Source organism: Asticcacaulis sp. YBE204, from assembly GCF_000495855.1.
Lineage (GTDB): Bacteria > Pseudomonadota > Alphaproteobacteria > Caulobacterales > Caulobacteraceae > Asticcacaulis.
In genome coordinates, this window is the sequence record NZ_AWGF01000014.1 from 122082 (window position 1) to 137808 (window position 15727).

A 15727-nucleotide genomic window follows, 5' to 3' on the forward strand; every position below is an offset into this window, starting at 1 on the left:
GGGTGCCATTCCACCCACGGCACCATGAAGGCCCGGTTCGGAAACGACCGGGCCTTCGCCATATCCGGCACTGACGTCTCAATCGGTCCTTACGTGACATTTGACGCGAAACAGGCTTTACAAAGGTGAGTGGAACGCCGCATTCGTTGCCGCAGACAACCATCGGATATGTAGATGAATTTACTTCGCCGGGTAGCGCGCCGCCTGTTACGCTCCAACACCCCTCGACAGTCCCCGCTGCACGTTCCGCCCTCCGTGGGCAGCCCACGCATTGTACTCATTGGCAACTGTCAGACAGCAGCCCTTCAGTCGATGCTAAAATGGATGGCCCCATCTGCCGAAATTCTGGGGGCGGTGCCGGTGGACCATGTGCCGCACAATACCTATGAGCACTACGCGGCCCTGATCGATGCCGCCGACATCGTGCTGGCCCAGACGATCAGCGAAGACTACCCCGTCGTGTGGATACGTCAGTCCAGTCTGAAAGCGCTCTGCGGTGACCGCCTTCTGATCATTCCGAACGTTTACTTTTCCGGCTACACGCCCGACATGGGATATATCCACGGCAACGGCGCCCGGCATATCGTACAGGGGCCGATGGCAGATTATCACCTCTATCCGGTCGTTTACGCTTACCAGCAGGGATGGGCACCGGATCGCGCCACGGCTTTGTTTTCCGATGATGCCTTTTTTACGCAAACCTATGCCACTGCCGCCGAAACGTCGCTGGCGGAGTTGAAACGGCGCGAAGCGACTCTCGAGGTCGGTATCGCCGATTTTATTGCGGAACATTACCGGGAACGGCGTCTGTTCAATTCGATGAACCACCCTACGGCCTATCTGTTGAGCGCTATGGCGGACCGCATCCTCGATCATCTTGGCGTCAGGCATTACGACATGCGCGAGGTCACTCAGGAAGACTATCTGTCGGCGGTCGTCAAAACGCCCGCCCCCGCAATGCATCGGATGCTGGAACTCCGTTTTAACAATCCGCCTATAGACCGGGCCTACGACCTGAACCCGGACCTTACTCCCGCCTTTGATCGCATCCGCTATTATACAATCTCCGAACTGGTCGAAGCCTTTTACGCAATCTACGATCGGCACTGCGACGTTATCCGTCAGTTTCCGACCGGCATAAAGCTCTAGGCATCTGCCTCCAGCGCCGTCAGACGCGTCTGCACATCCCTGAGCGCCGCCCAAAGGACCGGTACCAGCTGATCGGGCCTGATCCACTGACGGCTGTCGGGGTCGTCGACGGCTTCGCGCCCCCACCCACCGAAATCAATACCCAGTCCATTAAGCGCCACCTCGAAATCCTGTGCCAGAAAACCGGCATGAGTGCGCTGCCCCGGACGTGGCGTGATGCGCTGCTCGCCGACCGGACGCGCGGCCTCGTAGTCGAAATCCGCTCCGGCGCCCGGTGGCACGACGGTATAGGTGAAATCCTCCTCGACAGTCTGCCCGCCACAGATCCAGCGGAAAAAGACCGGTTCGACTGCCGAGATCAAAGCGTGCGCGATCGTCGGCGGCACGACGCCCTCGACGGTCTTGTCGCGTGCATCGGAGGTCTGGATCGTGCCGTTGGCGGCCCAGACCACCGAAAACCGCGCCGAACTGCTGCCGAGCGTCACGGCATTGTCCACCATCGGCAGAAACGGTTTCGAGACGATCACCGCCGTTTCCCCCAGACGCAGCCGGTCGTCGGTTTCTACCCGAAAGACAAGATCATGATTATGCCCAAGCGCATTGCCGATACCGAATACATAGGCGGCGCGGGCGGGGTCGTGCAGACTGTCATATTCGAAGTATTGCGCCGCCGACGGAAAGGCCAGATCGCTGCCGTAGGTCACCCCGCCGTTGGGACCAAACAGATGCAGGCCGCGCCAGTAGCCTCCGCCCAGATCGGACTCCAGCCCGCCGACATCGCCGAACGCATAGCGGCTGCCGGCCGTGCCCGAACGCGGCTTTTCGAAACTGACCGCCGAAGCGCCGACGGGTGAGGTCAGGGCAAAACGCATGGTGCCATCGCTGTGCAGCACGTATTCGCCGTTGAACGTCGAACCGTCGACGCTTGATTTGAGATGGAAATGCCCGTCGCCCAACAGCCCCATTATGGCGCGGGTCGAAAAGCCCTGTTGCAGCACAACGCCCGCGTCATGCCCCGCCGCCGCCTTGTTGATATAGGTCAGACTGCCCGCGCCCGCGTGGTTGAACAGGACCTGAGCGCTGTTGACGCTCAGGCGGTTGGTGGCGTCGGCTGTGGCGTTGACGCCCAGCTTCGGCAGGTTCTGGAGGGCGTCGAAACTGTCCTGAAGCCTGGTCCAGCCCGACGCCGTGCGAACCAGATAGATATTTTCGTCGATGACCCGGACCAGCGCCCCTTCCGGTACGTTGAGCGGCTCCCAGTAACCGGCCTGAAAGACCAGATAGTCGCCCGTATCCGCTTCGTCCCACGATGCCCCCGCCGCCCCTGACGGCAGGATATAGGCATCGCCTTCGGCGGGCGATGACGGCTGGAGCGCCAGCGTGCGACTGAGGACGCGCGCCTGAACCAGCGCCTCCAGTCGCCACAGGCTTTCATTGAGCGTAACGTGTTTTTGCGCCTGCCCTGATTGCAGGAGCGGCAAACCCAGACGGGGGGTATTTTGAAGCGACATGGTGACCTCGGCGGATGACTACGATCCGTCGAGTGTCGCGCTTCCTGCGTTATCGGGGATATCTAGGGCAATAGATAGACCAGACGCTTCTTGCCCCTGGTCGCCTTCATCAGGGCGACATTGTCGTGGTGACGACCGCTTTTATGGGCATCGCGGGCGCTTTCCTCCAGATACAGCGTCTTTTCGATCTCTTTCTGGACGATGTGCGAAGCGTAGAGATGGCCCTGAAACAGGGTGTCGGTAATCGCCGGCAAGAAGGGGATAAAGCTCTCCAGACCGCTGACGCCGGAGTCGATCAGCAGGATGATCGAGGTCTGGACGAAGGTGATCGGGCTCATACGAACCCGGATACCATTGGCCATGATGAACAGGCTGGCGCCGATCGAATAGACGGTCCCTACGCCCGGCACCCAGGCCAGAATGCCGTCGAGGCCGATGATATTGATCGGGCCGATACCGATGATCCGGTCCGACAGACGCTTGATCGTTCCGACGGAGTCGTAGACCCTTTGCACGTCGTAGGTGGTTCTTACGAACATGTCACTTGCTCCCCCCGCCTTGGATTGGCTACAGATTGCCCGCCACCGGCACGCACGTCAATATTAACCACGTTATCGGGTAAGGAATCGACCATGATCGTCACCACAACGCCCACCATCGAAGGCCATCCAATTCAGACCTATCTGGGCGTGGTCACCGGCGAAGCCATTCTGGGCGCCAATATCTTCCGCGACTTCTTCGCCGGTATCCGCGATATCGTCGGCGGGCGGTCGGGCTCGTATGAAAAGGTGCTCCGTCAGGCCCGCGAGGCCGCCTTCCGCGAAATGCAGGATCAGGCGGCGCAGATGGGCGGCAACGCCATCGTCGGCGTCGATCTGGACTATGAAACCGTCTCTCAGGGCACCATGCTGATGGTCACCTGCTCCGGCACGGCTGTGCGGATTTAAAGCATGCTGCGAAAAAATGGAAACCGGTTTTTCGCATCAAGCATGCGACCAACAAAAAATCTAGGCCACGCTAAGTTTGCTTCAAAACGCAGCGTGATCTAGTGCTAACGCTCCGCCTGTTTTCCTTACTTTGTCTTCTGCTCAGCCTTATACTTCTGGGGCTGGCCGGGGCGTGTCTGATCGATCCGCACGCCGCCAAGGGCTACCTGCTCGACATTTTCAGTGCGCCGATTTTCTTTGGGGCGCTGATCGCGGCATTCATCTTCATGCAGGTGCGCAAACGCCTGCCCGCCCTGATCTCGGTGATCGCAGCGGTCGTGCTCGGCCTCAGCCTGTGGCCGCAGGTGTTTCCGTCGCAGCCCGCACCCGCCAAAGACACCAAACCCGTGCGGATGATATTCGCCAATCTGTGGATCAAGAACCAGACCCCCGCCCGTTTGCTCGACTGGGTCGAGGCGGAAAATCCCGATATCGTGGCCGTGGTCGAGGCTGGACCATTAGCCCACGCGACCTTGGCGACCGCATTGGAACAACGCTATCCTCACATTGTGCGGCGTTACGATACGCTGATCTTTTCGCGTTACCCGTTGAGCAAGGGCCGCCCTCGCCCCGTCGGCTACAGCCTGATCACCACCGAAGTCAGCGCGCCATCGGGCAAGTTCACGCTGGCCGTGGCGCATCTGACGCGCCCCTGGCCGTTCACCGCGCCAGAGGATCAACCGGCACAGTTCGATCGCCTCGCCGCCGATCTGAAGGACGAAACACCGGAAGACATCGTGCTGGTCGGGGATTTCAATACTACGCCGTCGGCCTCGGCCATGCGCGATTTCAACCGCGAAGTCGGCCTGACGCCCGCCGCCGCGCCGGTGGGGACGTGGCCCGCCGTGCTGCCGGGGATGTTCCGCGTCGGCATCGACAACGTGCTGTCGGGCAAGAAACTGTCCCTGCAACACCGTAAGGCCGGTCCCTATTACGGGTCCGACCATCGTCCGGTGCGCGTGGATATTTATCCAGCGAAATAAGCGCTTTACTTCTTCGGGGCCGGACGGCGCTTCGGCATCGCCTTGACAACCGGCACGGGCTCGAAGGCCGGCTCCACCGCAAAGTCCGGCAGATCGGCAGCTGCGGCGGTTTCGGTCGCTGCAATCGTGTCCTCGACAGACTCTTTCGCCGTTTCGGCCACAGTTTCCTGAACCTCGACGGCCTCAGCCACGACGTCTTCGACCACCGGCTCAATGGTGCCTGTCGTTTCGCTGACGGTGTCTTCCACCAGCGCCTGAGCCGTATCCACGGCCTCGGCCACCACCGGCGATGTCTCTTTCAGCGACTCGATGACGGCGGCTTCGGCGTCCAGCACCAGAGCGACCGGCGTGGCGGCGGCTTCCTTTACCGCGTCACCGACCTCTTCAAGGACGTGTGCGCTGTCGTCGGCGGCCTTGAACCAGCTATGGCGCAGCGACATCATGTCGACAAAGCCCTTCGGCAGATCCTTATACAGGTCGTTGTCGGCTACGGTCTTGCTCAGACTGCTCGACAGCATCCAGGTCGAGACACCGAACGAGGTCGCCGCGAAGAACGGCACCCACAAGGGCGAGCAGGCGCCGACCCAGAAATGCGTTACGCGCTCTGAAGCGGCCTTGATCTCTTCGGGTGTCGGGAATTTGGGGGCGTCGAAACGGGTTGGGGCATCGGTCATGGTCAACATCTTTCGGCCTCGCGGTTAAGTTTATGCTGCAATGCACAAAGGTCTATCACAGAAATCCACAGGTGGCCATTGTCCACAGGGCCGCAGGGCATCAAAACTTCGCGTGATCGGCGAGAGCCCGCTTAATCCAGCCGCCAGACCTGCGCCTTGCCGCCCGTCTCGCCGAAAACCGTCGTCACGTCCTGGGCGATGGCTTCGATATCGGCCAGAACCTCCGGCGGCGTATTGATGCCCACCAGCGCGCAACCGTTCATTTTCAATGGGTTGGTCAAAGGTCGCAATCGCAATTCCGCCACGTCGATCACCGGCGCATGACCCGTTTGATCCTCCAGCAGCGCGCATTCCATATGCCGCAGGAACCGGTCGAGCGTCTCAAGGTCTTTCAGCGGCAGCCAGACCAGCGCCTTGGTGTCAGGCTTTACCGCCAGCACCGCCGCCAAAGTCTCATTGATGCGCTCATAATCCTCGAACTTCTCGAACGGCGGATCGATCAGGACGAACAGGTCTTTCGGTGATTCCGCCATGCCGATCACGGTGTCGTAACCGTCGGCATAGAGCGCCTTGCCGCCGCGCGCCGCGATGCGATCCTTCAACAGTTCATAGTCATCGGGGCGCAATTCGCAGCCGACATAGTCACCGCCCGCCGGCAGGTTATCCATGATCAGGGTCGGCGACCCCGGATAGATGCCGATACGCGTATTGAACCCCGACTGCCTGTTCTTGGCCCACACATAGTCCGACAAGGCTTTCAGGCTCGGTGGTACGTCCTGCCCCAGCAGGTACTTGATCCCCGCTTCGGCTTCTTTCGAGCGTGAAAACGTTTCGTCCGACAGGTCGTAGAACCCGGCCCCGGCGTGGGTATCGACCACCTTCAGCGGTCGCGCACCCGCCCTCAAGGCGCGCAGGTAGCTTAAGGTCGCCGCGTGCTTGGCCAGGTCGGCGAAATTCCCGGCGTGGAAACCGTGGCGATAATTCAAAGGTTCAGTTCCTTTTGGGTTTTCTTCGGCAGGCCCGCCGCGACAAGCCGATGCGAGTCCCGCAACAGGTCGCACACCTCATTGCCGGTCATCTGGTCGCCGGTATAGTATTGAATCCACTTCATGCCGCGCGAGGCCAGATAAGGCGCGGGACGGCAATCGGGGTGGTCGCGCAGGATCTCGAACGCCATGTCCGAAACCTTGAAACTGACCGACAGGTGGCCGTCGGGTTGCGTCCCCGCGATGGCAAAGACCTTGCCCTTGCCCTCAATGCCAACCTTCCACACGTCGTGATCGCCCCACTGCACGACGTGGTGCGCCGCCGTCAGGGTCGCGCAGAAGGTGTTAAGGTCGTCAAGCGTCATGCAGCGTCTTTGCCGCAATTTACGCGGCGCTGCAAGCGGGTCTCCCAGCATGCACGGCTACCATTTCTAACATACTCCCCCAGTTTACTGGGGGTATAGCGCCGCAAAAGTACAGCTTTCGCAAGCGATGGGATCGGCGCGGAAGCGACGAGACGGTGGGGGGCTCGCGTAAAATCCATGCCTGAATCTGCTGGCCCATCTATGCGCTGTCACGACGCCGCAGCCCCCCACCACCACATCTCGCCACTTTGTGGCTCGTGCGGTCCCCCTCCCCAGTAAACTGGGGAGGTATAATTCTTACTTCACGTGCCGTCCGATTTCGAGTGTATCCGCCAGCAACGATTCCGACGTCGGCCACGCCCCCGCGCCCTTGCCGGTCACGTACCAGAATTCGCCGTTATCCAGTTCGATAATGGCGCGGTTCTGCTCGCCCTTCGCCCCAACCAGATAGTGATCGGCCTCAAGCTCTTCCAGCTTCATCGAGACCTCAAGCCCCTTGTCGGTCAGGATGGCGCGCGCCACGTAGCGCAGCCCCTTGCCCTTGGGGATGACCAGAGATTCGTCGGTGATCGCACCGACCTCGACATGGACCGGGGTCAGGCCGGGGAAGGCGATTTCACGCAACAGTTTCAGCTTGGCGCCCACATCGGTGCCGTCGAGATCGGCTGTCGAATCCGGCTCGGCAAAGCCCAGGCGGCGGGCTTCGTCCATGGCAGCATCGAACGTCTTACCCGCCTCGACCTGATCGATGACGAAGTTCGACGTACCGTTGACCACCCCGGCAATACTCTTGATTTTGTGCGACTTTACCGCCCGCGTCAGGGCTTCGATGATCGGCGCGCCGCCCCCTACGCTCGCCGAATAGGTGAGGAGCGCCCCCGACGATTTCGCCGCCTCTTTCAGCTTGCCCTGCACCGAGGCCACGGCCTGCTTGTTGGCAGAGGTGACGCCGACGCCGAGTTTCAGAAACTGCTCCAGCAGTTCCGCCGACGGCGACACACCGGTGCCGATATCGACGAAGACATCCACGTCGGCGCGGGCGAAGTTGCGCGCGTCCGAGGTGAATTTCCCGGCCAGGGGGTGATCGCGGCGCTTGGAGGGATCGCGGACCAGCACGCGGTCGATTTCGATGAGGTCCGACCATTCCATGGCGCGTTGCAGGAACATCGAGCCGACGCCACCGGCACCCATAACAGCAACGCGCAGCTTGCGGTTCGCCACCGGCGCTTTACGTTCCACCGTCTTGCGGCCCAGTACGGTCTCGTAGCCCTTGGCCAAACCCGTGACCTCGACCTCAAGGCCGTGTTCGTGGGCGTACTTCATCGCCTTGGCCTGTACGATCGGGAAGGCGATCTTCTCGGCCTCTTCCCACGACAGGGCGGCGAACGGTTTGGCGGTATCCGAATAGGTGTTGGGATCGGTGTCGTAGACCGCATCCACGTCCTTGTTCAGACGCACGCGGACGTCCTGACCGGCGTCTTTCAGATGTTTCGCCAGGAACACCGCCGTCAGATCCGAACCGCCGCGCCCCAGCAGCACCGGCTCACCGGCGGCGTTTTCGGCGACGTAGCCCGGCACAACGACCAGATCGACCTTTTGCAGATCATTGATCAGCACGTCAGTTTTCAGGCTGACCGGATTGGCGTTGAAATGGTCGCCTTCGGCCACCAGACCGATTTCGGCCACCGACCGGAAGCGCGTCACGATGCCCGAGCGTTCGCACGCCATGGCGAACAGGGTCGAGGCCTTCATTTCGCCGGTCGCCAGCAGGTGCGGCGTCGCCGAGGACGCGGAGGCCTGCGTATAGCCCACCGCCAGCCGCATAATCTGGTCCGTCTCGCCCTTGAAGGCCGATACGACGGCAATCACCTTGTGCGCGTCGCGCACGTAGCGATAGACCTCGGACACCGCCCGGTGCAAGGCCGCTTCCGACGTCAGGACCGAACCGCCAAATTTCACAACCAGAGTAGACATGCAGATTTCCTTTTTTCCATTCGCCCTTACGGCAGGCGGGTCGGATTGGCGTTATAAGTCTTTCGCCGAAATTTAAAGAAAAAAGATGCGTTTAGGCCGGTTTTTAGTGCTATGCGGGCCGTCTTTACCGCCTTTGCGCCCGGATAGTTTCGCGTGAACCTAAAAGCCTACGGATTTCTGCTGATCGCCAGCCTGTTGTGGGCCGGGAACATGGTCGCGGGCAAGCTGGCCGTCGGGCATATTACCCCTGCCATGTTGTCGGCGGCGCGCTGGGTACTGGCGGCAGGCATTATCTTCGCGGTGTCGATCAAGCCGCTAAAACGCGATTGGCCAGTAATCAAGCGGAACCTGCCCTTGCTGCTGGCCTATGGCTTCTTCGGTTTCGCGGCCTTCAATATCGTCCTCTATACGGCGCTGGAACACACCACGGCTATCAATGTCGTCATCGAAGACGCGGGCATCCCGCTGGTCATCATGCTCGTCAACTTCGCCCTGTTCCGCGTCAAGGCGTCGTGGGCGCAGATCGCGGGCTTTCTGGTCACCCTGATCGGGGTCGGCCTGACGGCGACGCACGGCGACCTCAGCCGCATCGCGCAACTGGACCTCAATATCGGCGACGCCCTGATGCTGCTCGCCGTTCTGATCTATGGCGTCTATACCGTGACGCTGAAATACAAGCCCGACATTCACTGGCAAAGCCTGATGGCCGTGCCGACGCTGGGCGCGCTGATGGCGGCTATTCCCTATCTGCTATGGATGTCGCGCGATACGGGCATCGTCTGGCCGGACGCCACAGGCTGGTGGATCGTCCTCTATTGTGGACTTTTGCCGTCGCTGGTGTCACAGGTGACCTATATCCGTGGTGTCGAGCTGATCGGCCCGAACCGGGCGGGCCTGTTCATCAACACCATCCCGCTGTTCGGGGTCGTTCTGTCGGTGCTGATCCCGCGCGAGCCCCTGCACGGCTTTCATTTCGCGGCGCTGGGTTTGATCGTCGCCGGGATCGTATTCGCCGAATGGGGACGGCCTAAAGCGTCACTTGCATAAAGACCGGTCGACATAGGTCTTGTTGCCATTTTTATTGATGTAGTAACAACCGCCGCGCTTGCCGCGAATGTATTTCTGAGGCGTCTTCGGCTTGTAGCTATTCTCCGCCACACCGGTCTGCGGCATGGCCCATAGAGCCAGTCCCGATAACAACAGAAAACGCTTCGTAAGCATGGCCCCGCCTCAAGCTGAAGCGCCTTATACCATGCGTTTAACGGCCCTGAAATAGAGCCAATCCGGTAGCCAGCTCAATAGCTTGATCAGCCTCGTAAAGAGTTTCGGGAAATGAATCTCAAAGCGCCTCGAATCCAGTTCGTCAGCGATCGATTTGGCCGCCTGTTCCGGCGTCACCATCATCGGCATCCCGAAGCCGTTCTTGTCGGTCAGGCGCGTCTTGACGAAGCCGGGATTGATGACCTTGATGTCCAATACATCGCCATGCTCGGCCCGCAACGAGGTCGCCAGCGAAATCACGCCGGCCTTGGTTGCCGCATAAGGCTGACCGTTCGGCAAGCCCCGGTATCCGGCCACCGAGGCACACAGCGCGACCTGCCCCCGGCCTTGCGGTGTGAGGAGGGTCAGGGCGGCTTCGGTAACGTTGAACGCGCCCAGCAGATTGGTCTCGATGATCTGCCGCACCTCTTTCAGATCCAGCGCCCCCAGCTTCATTGGCGTATAGGCCCCGGCGAAGCACAGCACACGATCGACGTGACCGACGACCTCGGCAACTTCCAGCGCCGCACGGGTGACGGCCTTTGCGTCGGTAATGTCCAGCGGCAGGGTGCGATGACCTTCCCCGGCCAGCCGCCCGGCAATCGCCGTCAGGGCCTTGTCGTTGCGCGCGCTAAGGATCAGGGTCTCGCCCCGGCGGGCCAGTTCAAAGGCCAGCGCCTCGCCGATACCGCTCGATGCGCCGATGATCCAGGTCGTCGTCATGCGGCCCCCAAAAGCTTTTGTCGAAAGGCCGCCGGAGCCTTGGCCCCCAGCCAGATATTGAAGAAATAGCGCGTGAACTGCGGGTCCTTGATCGACCCGATAGCCTTGCCGTTATGATAGAAGGTCGTGTTACCGACCTGATCTCGAACGCCGATGATGTGCGCGCCCTTGGTGATATCGGGGAAGATCGCGGTCATCTGCGTTTCCCATGACGCCAGTTTCGCCGCGTCGGTGACGCCCTGCTTGCGGATTTCTTTTATCGAATTATCGACAATGTGTTTTGCCTTGAACGTCTTGAGGTAGTCGAGTTTGAGCGCGAACGGGGCATCGGCCTTGTAGACACCGCCGGGCGCAAACAAGGTGGCGTCGAAGATCGACAGGCCAAACGCGCTGTAACGCGCGGTACCCATCTGTTTTGCGCCGGGCAACCCCGGCACTTCGGCGTGCGCCGATATCGGCACGGCCAATGCCGCAAGGGCAACCATAAACACACGACGATCGGGAATTATGAATTGGGTCATATGAAACCTACGCCGGTCGCGTGCCGCCGGATCATGCCGCGCGCACGTTCCGCATCGGTTTCTTACAACCCTTGACGAAACCGACGCATTTACGCATAAGGACCGCACAAACTCATCGAGACCAGCCGAGGGACAGGCCCGACGACGCTGGGGCAACCGCCAGATGCTTCATTTAGCCTTTGGAATGGTGCCAACTCCTGCGGAATTTCGCATTCCGACAGATGAGAGAAGCGACGCCACGGCTGTCCGGCCGGTCGTCCCCCCTTCTCTCGACTGGTCAAGATGGGGTGTTGCGTTTTAAGCCAACCGGACCACTATGAGCTTTATCAAACCCATTGCCGCGCCTGACCTGACCGGGACCGATATCCGCGTCGATATCCCCGACGATTTCCGTCTGCACAGCGGTCAGAAACTGGAACAGACCGACGTCGTGGCGCGCCTTTACGGCCCTGCCGACGGACGCATGGTCGTGGCCGCCGGCGGGATTTCCGCGGGGCGCATCCTGTTCGCCAAGGAAGATTCGACCGACGCCGCACCCGGCTGGTGGGAAGGCGTCGCGGGTCCCGCCGAAGCGCTGGACCTTAATCAATTCCGTGTCTTATCCATCGAATTCGCCCCGCGCCTGCCCGCGTCGCAGGTCTATACCATCACGACCCACGATCAGGCGCGGCTGGTGAAACTGATCCTCGATCATTTGAAGGTCGAGCGCGTGTTCGCCTTCATCGGCGCGTCCTACGGCGCCATGATCGGTCTGGCCTTCGCCGAGCTTTATGGCGACTATATCGAGCGTGTCTGCTGCATTTCCGCCGCCCACCGCGCGCATCCGATGGCCACCGCCATGCGTGGGCTTCAGCGCCGCCTGCTGCAATTCGGGCTCGACAATGGCCGTGAGCAGGAAGGCATTTCGCTGGCCCGGCAACTGGCCATGACAACCTATCGTTCCGAGGCCGAATTCGGTGAGCGCTTCGACGGCCCCGCGCCGGATCTGGCGGGCGATAACTATACGGTCTGCGGCTATTTGCGCGCGCGCGGCGACGCCTATGTGTCGAACGCCAACCGCTGGATTTCGATGTCGGACTCGCTTGATCGCCACCGCGTCGATCCAGCAAAGATCAGCGCCAGGGTGTTTTTGGCCGCCGTCCCGACCGATCGGCTGGTGCCCTATTCGGACATGAAAGCGTTTGCCGAAGCCCTGTCGGACAGCGTGTTCATCGACTTCCCGTCACTTTATGGGCACGACGCTTTTCTTAAGGAAATCAGACTGGTGTCGGACATCGTTCGCACATCCTTAGTATAAACCCCCTCTCCCCTGCGGGGAGAGGGCTGGGGTGAGGGGGCAACCCCGACCCATTTCCCCCTGACCCGGCGCTTCGCGCCACCCTCTCCCCACAGGGGCGAGGGGAAAGGCTTACGATGAAAGACTATCTCAAGACCGCCAGCATCGCGACCAAGGTCGTCAATATCGGCATCGACACCGATAAGGCGCACGGCGCGGTCATGCCGCCGATCTATCTCTCGACCAATTTCAGCTTCGAGGGCTTCGGCAAGAAGCGGACCTACGATTACGCCCGTTCCGGCAATCCGACGCGCGAAATCATCGCCGAAGTCATCGCCGAGTTGGAAGGCGGTGCCGGTGCGGTCATGACCGCGTCAGGTCTCGCGGCACTGGATTTGCTGTGGCAGGACCTGCCAAACAAGCGTGTTATCGTTCCCCACGACTGCTACGGCGGCACGCAACGCCTGCTCAATGCGCGCACCAAACAGGGCCTGATCAATGTTGAATATGTCGATCAGGGCGACGACAAGGCCATAAAAGCGGCGCTTTCCACCCCTGCCGGTCTGCTTCTGCTGGAGACGCCGTCGAACCCGCTGATGCGCGTCATCGACCTCGAAAAGCTAATCGCTCTGGGTCATAAAGCCGGGGCGCGCGTGGCCGTGGACAATACCTTCCTGTCGCCCGCCCTGCAAAATCCGATCAAATTCGGGGCTGATTTCGTCGTCCATTCGACGACCAAATATATCAACGGCCATTCCGACGTCATTGGCGGCGCGCTGGTCTGCACCACGCCGGAAGACGTGACGCTGTATCGCTGGTGGGCCAACTGCCTCGGCACCACGGCGGGCGCGTTCGACAGCTATCTGACCATCCGTGGCGTGCGCACCCTCTTCGTCCGCGTCAAGCAGCAGCAGGAGTCGGCGCAGCGCGTGGCCGAATTCCTCGACCAGCATCCGGCGGTGTCGCAGGTCTTCTATCCCGGCCTGAAATCGCATCCGCAGCACGAACTGGCGGCGCGTCAGCAGAGCGGCTTCGGGGCCATGATGAGCTTCGAACTGGCCGGCGGCGTCAAGGCCGTCAAGCGCGTGCTCGATGTCGTCGAACTGTTCAGCCTGGCCGAAAGCCTCGGCGGGGTTGAAAGCCTGATCGTGCATCCGGGCTCGATGACCCACGCCGCCATGTCGCCGGAGGCTCAGGCTACGGCAGGCATCACCGAAGGCCTGCTGCGCCTGTCGATCGGCCTCGAAGACGCCGACGACCTGATAGCGGCACTCGACCGGGCTTTGGCGACCGCCTGATCAGCGAGTCTTGAGCCGGAAAATCTGCTTGCCGGAGGCGTCGAAATTCGACGGCTCCAGCCATGCTTCGTAGGCCGCACGGATGGCGGGCCATTCGGAATCAATGATGGAGAACCATGCCGTGTCGCGGTTTTGGTCCTTCATGACCATGTCGTTGCGGAAGGTGCCTTCGTAAGTAAAACCAAAGCGTTGCGCGGCGCGGACCGAGGACTGATTAGCGGCGTTGCATTTCCACTCGTAGCGGCGATAACCCAGTTGATCGAACAGATAGCGCGCGGTCATATATAGCACTTCGGTCGCCAGTGCCGTGCGTTGCAGCGCATGGCCGAACATGACCGCGCCGATTTCCGCCGAGCCCTGCGCTTCGCGGATGCGCATAAAGGAGACCATGCCTTTGATGACGTCATCCGCGCCGATGATCACCAGCGTTTCCCAGCCGTCGGCAGCACGCGTGGCTTCGAACTCGCGTTGCAAGGCGTCCGGGCTCAGATACGGCCCCAGCGGCATATAACGCCACAGGTCGGCATTGACCTCGCCCCCCGCCACGGCATAGAGCCCGTCGCGATGCCGCTTCCAGTCGAGCGGCTCCAGCCGCCCGAAACGGCCCGGCATGGTCACGCCCGCGGGCCTTGGCCGCGGCGTCCAGTTTTTCAGCGTCATGATTGTTTCCACTCTTCACCTTTGCGTAAAGGGGATTCTCCGTGGACGCAATGGCGCAGCAATGCGGCATCGCCGGGGCAAGTAACAAAAAAGCGCCGCCCCTTTCGAGGCAGCGCTTTTAACAGGGTATCCGGCCAATCTATTCGGCGACGACGGTTTCGCCCGCTTCACCGTTATGGATGACGGTGACCTTGATATTGCCGCGCGTGGCGTTCGAATAGGGACAGACACCGTGAGCGGCTTCGATAATCGCCTTGGCCACCTCGTCGGCGACGCCCGGCAGATTGACCTTCAGCGTGACTTCGAGACCGAAACCGGCAGGCGTCTGCCCGATGCCGACCGAAGAATTGATCGAGGCGTCCGCCGGAATGGCCACCTTCTTCTGCGCACCGACAAACTTTACGGCGCCGATGAAACAGGCCGCATAACCGGCGGCAAACAGTTGTTCAGGGTTGGTGCCGTCGCCGTTATTGCCGCCCAGTTCGGCGGGGGTCGACAGCTTGACCGACAGGCGGCCGTCGTTCGATGACGCGGTGCCTTCGCGGCCACCGGTGGCGGTGGCATGGGCGGTATAGACGGGCGTGATCAGGGTGGTCATAGGTTTAGCCTTTCAAAGAGATTTGGGTGGGACGCTTGATTACATGACGCTTAATTAAATTGTGCACAATGCAATGTCAATTAAATTGTGCGCAATTTAATGGATTTTTCGATATTTTTATGCTATCCCCTGATTTCAAAGGATAAAGTCATGACCGAGCCCCTCACCCCGCCCCATATGCGACTGGACAATCAGATCTGCTTCGCCATCCACAGCGCCGCCCACGCCTTTGCGCAGGCCTATAAGCCGCTGCTGGAGCCACTGGGTCTGACCTATCCGCAGTATCTGGTCATGTTGCTGTTGTGGGAGAAGGACGACCGTTCGGTCAGCGAGCTGGGCGCGCCGCTGTTTCTCGATTCCGGCACCCTGACGCCGCTGCTCAAGCGCCTTCAGACGCAGGGCCTGATCGACCGCAACCGCGATGCGAAGGACGAGCGCGTCATGCGCATCACGCTCACCGAGGCGGGCAAGGCGCTGACCGCCAAAGCCACCGAAATCCCGGCCGCCATGTTCTGTCTGTTCAATATGGAGGGCGAAAATCTGGTGCAGATGCGCGATCAGGTAAAGGCTCTGGGTCAGGCCCTACGTCAGACTGCCTGAGGGCTGCCTGCCGCAATTTTGCCGCGAATCTTAAGGCTTATCGCGTCTTAAATTTTCAAAAATTGAATAAAAAGAACATGTTAATTAAATAACATAAAAATCACGACAAAATCACATTTTCGTGATTTTGTCGTGAAAATGCCGTGATCCCGGCGCGAAACTG

The 15727-nt window shown here is 60.6% G+C and carries 18 protein-coding genes and 1 riboswitch; of the genes, 7 read left to right on the forward strand and 11 right to left on the reverse strand.

Annotated features, from left to right (window positions below; genetic code table 11):
* Positions 1–174: 174 nt before the first annotated feature.
* On the forward strand, positions 175–1149 hold the full coding sequence (locus AEYBE204_RS36180) for a WcbI family polysaccharide biosynthesis putative acetyltransferase (RefSeq protein ID WP_255346441.1): 975 nt from the start codon (positions 175–177) through the stop codon (positions 1147–1149).
* Here the strand turns inward: AEYBE204_RS36180 and AEYBE204_RS39695 are convergent.
* Together AEYBE204_RS39695 and AEYBE204_RS36185 are read right to left on the reverse strand one after the other, a co-directional pair.
* Positions 1146–2660: a DUF2793 domain-containing protein gene (locus AEYBE204_RS39695; protein WP_023463532.1), complete on the reverse strand. Its 1515-nt coding sequence runs from the start codon at positions 2658–2660 to the stop codon at positions 1146–1148. The two genes, AEYBE204_RS36180 and AEYBE204_RS39695, sit on opposite strands and share 4 nt — an antisense overlap.
* 62 nt (positions 2661–2722) lie before the next feature.
* Complete coding sequence (locus tag AEYBE204_RS36185; protein WP_023463533.1) at positions 2723–3199, reverse strand: DUF4112 domain-containing protein; 477 nt, start codon at positions 3197–3199, stop codon at positions 2723–2725.
* A gap of 93 nt (positions 3200–3292) precedes the next feature.
* On the opposite strand from AEYBE204_RS36185, the gene AEYBE204_RS36190 reads away from it, so the two are divergent.
* Together AEYBE204_RS36190 and AEYBE204_RS36195 are read left to right on the forward strand one after the other, a co-directional pair.
* Positions 3293–3607: a heavy metal-binding domain-containing protein gene (locus AEYBE204_RS36190; protein ID WP_023463534.1), complete on the forward strand. Its 315-nt coding sequence runs from the start codon at positions 3293–3295 to the stop codon at positions 3605–3607.
* 101 nt (positions 3608–3708) lie between these two features.
* Complete coding sequence (locus AEYBE204_RS36195) at positions 3709–4629, forward strand: endonuclease/exonuclease/phosphatase family protein (RefSeq protein WP_023463535.1); 921 nt, start codon at positions 3709–3711, stop codon at positions 4627–4629.
* A gap of 5 nt (positions 4630–4634) precedes the next feature.
* Here AEYBE204_RS36195 and AEYBE204_RS36200 read toward each other — a convergent pair whose 3' ends face one another.
* The 4 genes from AEYBE204_RS36200 to AEYBE204_RS36215 form a co-directional block, all read right to left on the reverse strand.
* Positions 4635–5303 carry a hypothetical protein gene (locus AEYBE204_RS36200; RefSeq protein ID WP_031231350.1) on the reverse strand — a complete coding sequence of 223 codons (669 nt, stop codon included), beginning with the start codon at positions 5301–5303 and terminating at the stop codon, positions 4635–4637.
* A gap of 131 nt (positions 5304–5434) precedes the next feature.
* The gene (gene rlmJ, locus AEYBE204_RS36205; RefSeq protein WP_023463537.1) at positions 5435–6289 is read right to left on the reverse strand and encodes a 23S rRNA (adenine(2030)-N(6))-methyltransferase RlmJ; all 855 of its coding nucleotides are present in this window, start codon (positions 6287–6289) and stop codon (positions 5435–5437) included.
* Positions 6286–6654 carry an MmcQ/YjbR family DNA-binding protein gene (locus tag AEYBE204_RS36210; RefSeq protein ID WP_023463538.1) on the reverse strand — a complete coding sequence of 123 codons (369 nt, stop codon included), beginning with the start codon at positions 6652–6654 and terminating at the stop codon, positions 6286–6288. Before AEYBE204_RS36210 ends, rlmJ begins: the two co-directional genes overlap by 4 nt.
* A gap of 297 nt (positions 6655–6951) precedes the next feature.
* A complete protein-coding gene (locus AEYBE204_RS36215) occupies positions 6952–8628 on the reverse strand; it encodes a homoserine dehydrogenase (protein WP_023463539.1) in 1677 nt (558 codons plus the stop codon).
* 153 nt (positions 8629–8781) lie between these two features.
* On the opposite strand from AEYBE204_RS36215, the gene AEYBE204_RS36220 reads away from it, so the two are divergent.
* Positions 8782–9675: a DMT family transporter gene (locus AEYBE204_RS36220; protein ID WP_023463540.1), complete on the forward strand. Its 894-nt coding sequence runs from the start codon at positions 8782–8784 to the stop codon at positions 9673–9675.
* On the opposite strand, the gene AEYBE204_RS36225 is transcribed toward AEYBE204_RS36220, so the two are convergent.
* The 3 genes from AEYBE204_RS36225 to AEYBE204_RS36235 are packed head-to-tail and all read right to left on the reverse strand — an operon-like array spanning position 9664 to position 11132.
* Complete coding sequence (locus AEYBE204_RS36225) at positions 9664–9849, reverse strand: hypothetical protein (RefSeq protein ID WP_023463541.1); 186 nt, start codon at positions 9847–9849, stop codon at positions 9664–9666. The genes AEYBE204_RS36220 and AEYBE204_RS36225 overlap by 12 nt on opposite strands.
* A 24-nt stretch (positions 9850–9873) precedes the next feature.
* Entirely contained in the window at positions 9874–10611 is a 738-nt protein-coding gene (locus AEYBE204_RS36230) for an SDR family oxidoreductase (protein ID WP_023463542.1), read from the reverse strand.
* Complete coding sequence (locus AEYBE204_RS36235) at positions 10608–11132, reverse strand: chalcone isomerase family protein (protein ID WP_023463543.1); 525 nt, start codon at positions 11130–11132, stop codon at positions 10608–10610. Before AEYBE204_RS36235 ends, AEYBE204_RS36230 begins: the two co-directional genes overlap by 4 nt.
* Before the next feature lie 109 nt (positions 11133–11241).
* A riboswitch (SAM riboswitch) is annotated at positions 11242–11360 on the forward strand.
* Positions 11361–11448: 88 nt separating this feature from the next.
* Here AEYBE204_RS36235 and AEYBE204_RS36240 point away from each other — a divergent pair.
* Both AEYBE204_RS36240 and metB read left to right on the forward strand, forming a co-directional pair.
* A complete protein-coding gene (locus AEYBE204_RS36240) occupies positions 11449–12429 on the forward strand; it encodes a homoserine O-succinyltransferase (RefSeq protein WP_023463544.1) in 981 nt (326 codons plus the stop codon).
* A gap of 116 nt (positions 12430–12545) precedes the next feature.
* Positions 12546–13706: a cystathionine gamma-synthase gene (gene metB / locus AEYBE204_RS36245; protein ID WP_023463545.1), complete on the forward strand. Its 1161-nt coding sequence runs from the start codon at positions 12546–12548 to the stop codon at positions 13704–13706.
* Here the strand turns inward: metB and AEYBE204_RS36250 are convergent, their stop codons facing one another.
* Both AEYBE204_RS36250 and AEYBE204_RS36255 read right to left on the reverse strand, forming a co-directional pair.
* Entirely contained in the window at positions 13707–14366 is a 660-nt protein-coding gene (locus tag AEYBE204_RS36250; RefSeq protein ID WP_023463546.1) for a GNAT family N-acetyltransferase, read from the reverse strand.
* 139 nt (positions 14367–14505) lie between these two features.
* A complete protein-coding gene (locus AEYBE204_RS36255; protein WP_023463547.1) occupies positions 14506–14964 on the reverse strand; it encodes an organic hydroperoxide resistance protein in 459 nt (152 codons plus the stop codon).
* Positions 14965–15114: 150 nt separating this feature from the next.
* Between AEYBE204_RS36255 and AEYBE204_RS36260 the strand changes: the two genes are divergently transcribed.
* A complete protein-coding gene (locus AEYBE204_RS36260) occupies positions 15115–15564 on the forward strand; it encodes a MarR family winged helix-turn-helix transcriptional regulator (protein WP_023463548.1) in 450 nt (149 codons plus the stop codon).
* Positions 15565–15727: the final 163 nt, after the last annotated feature.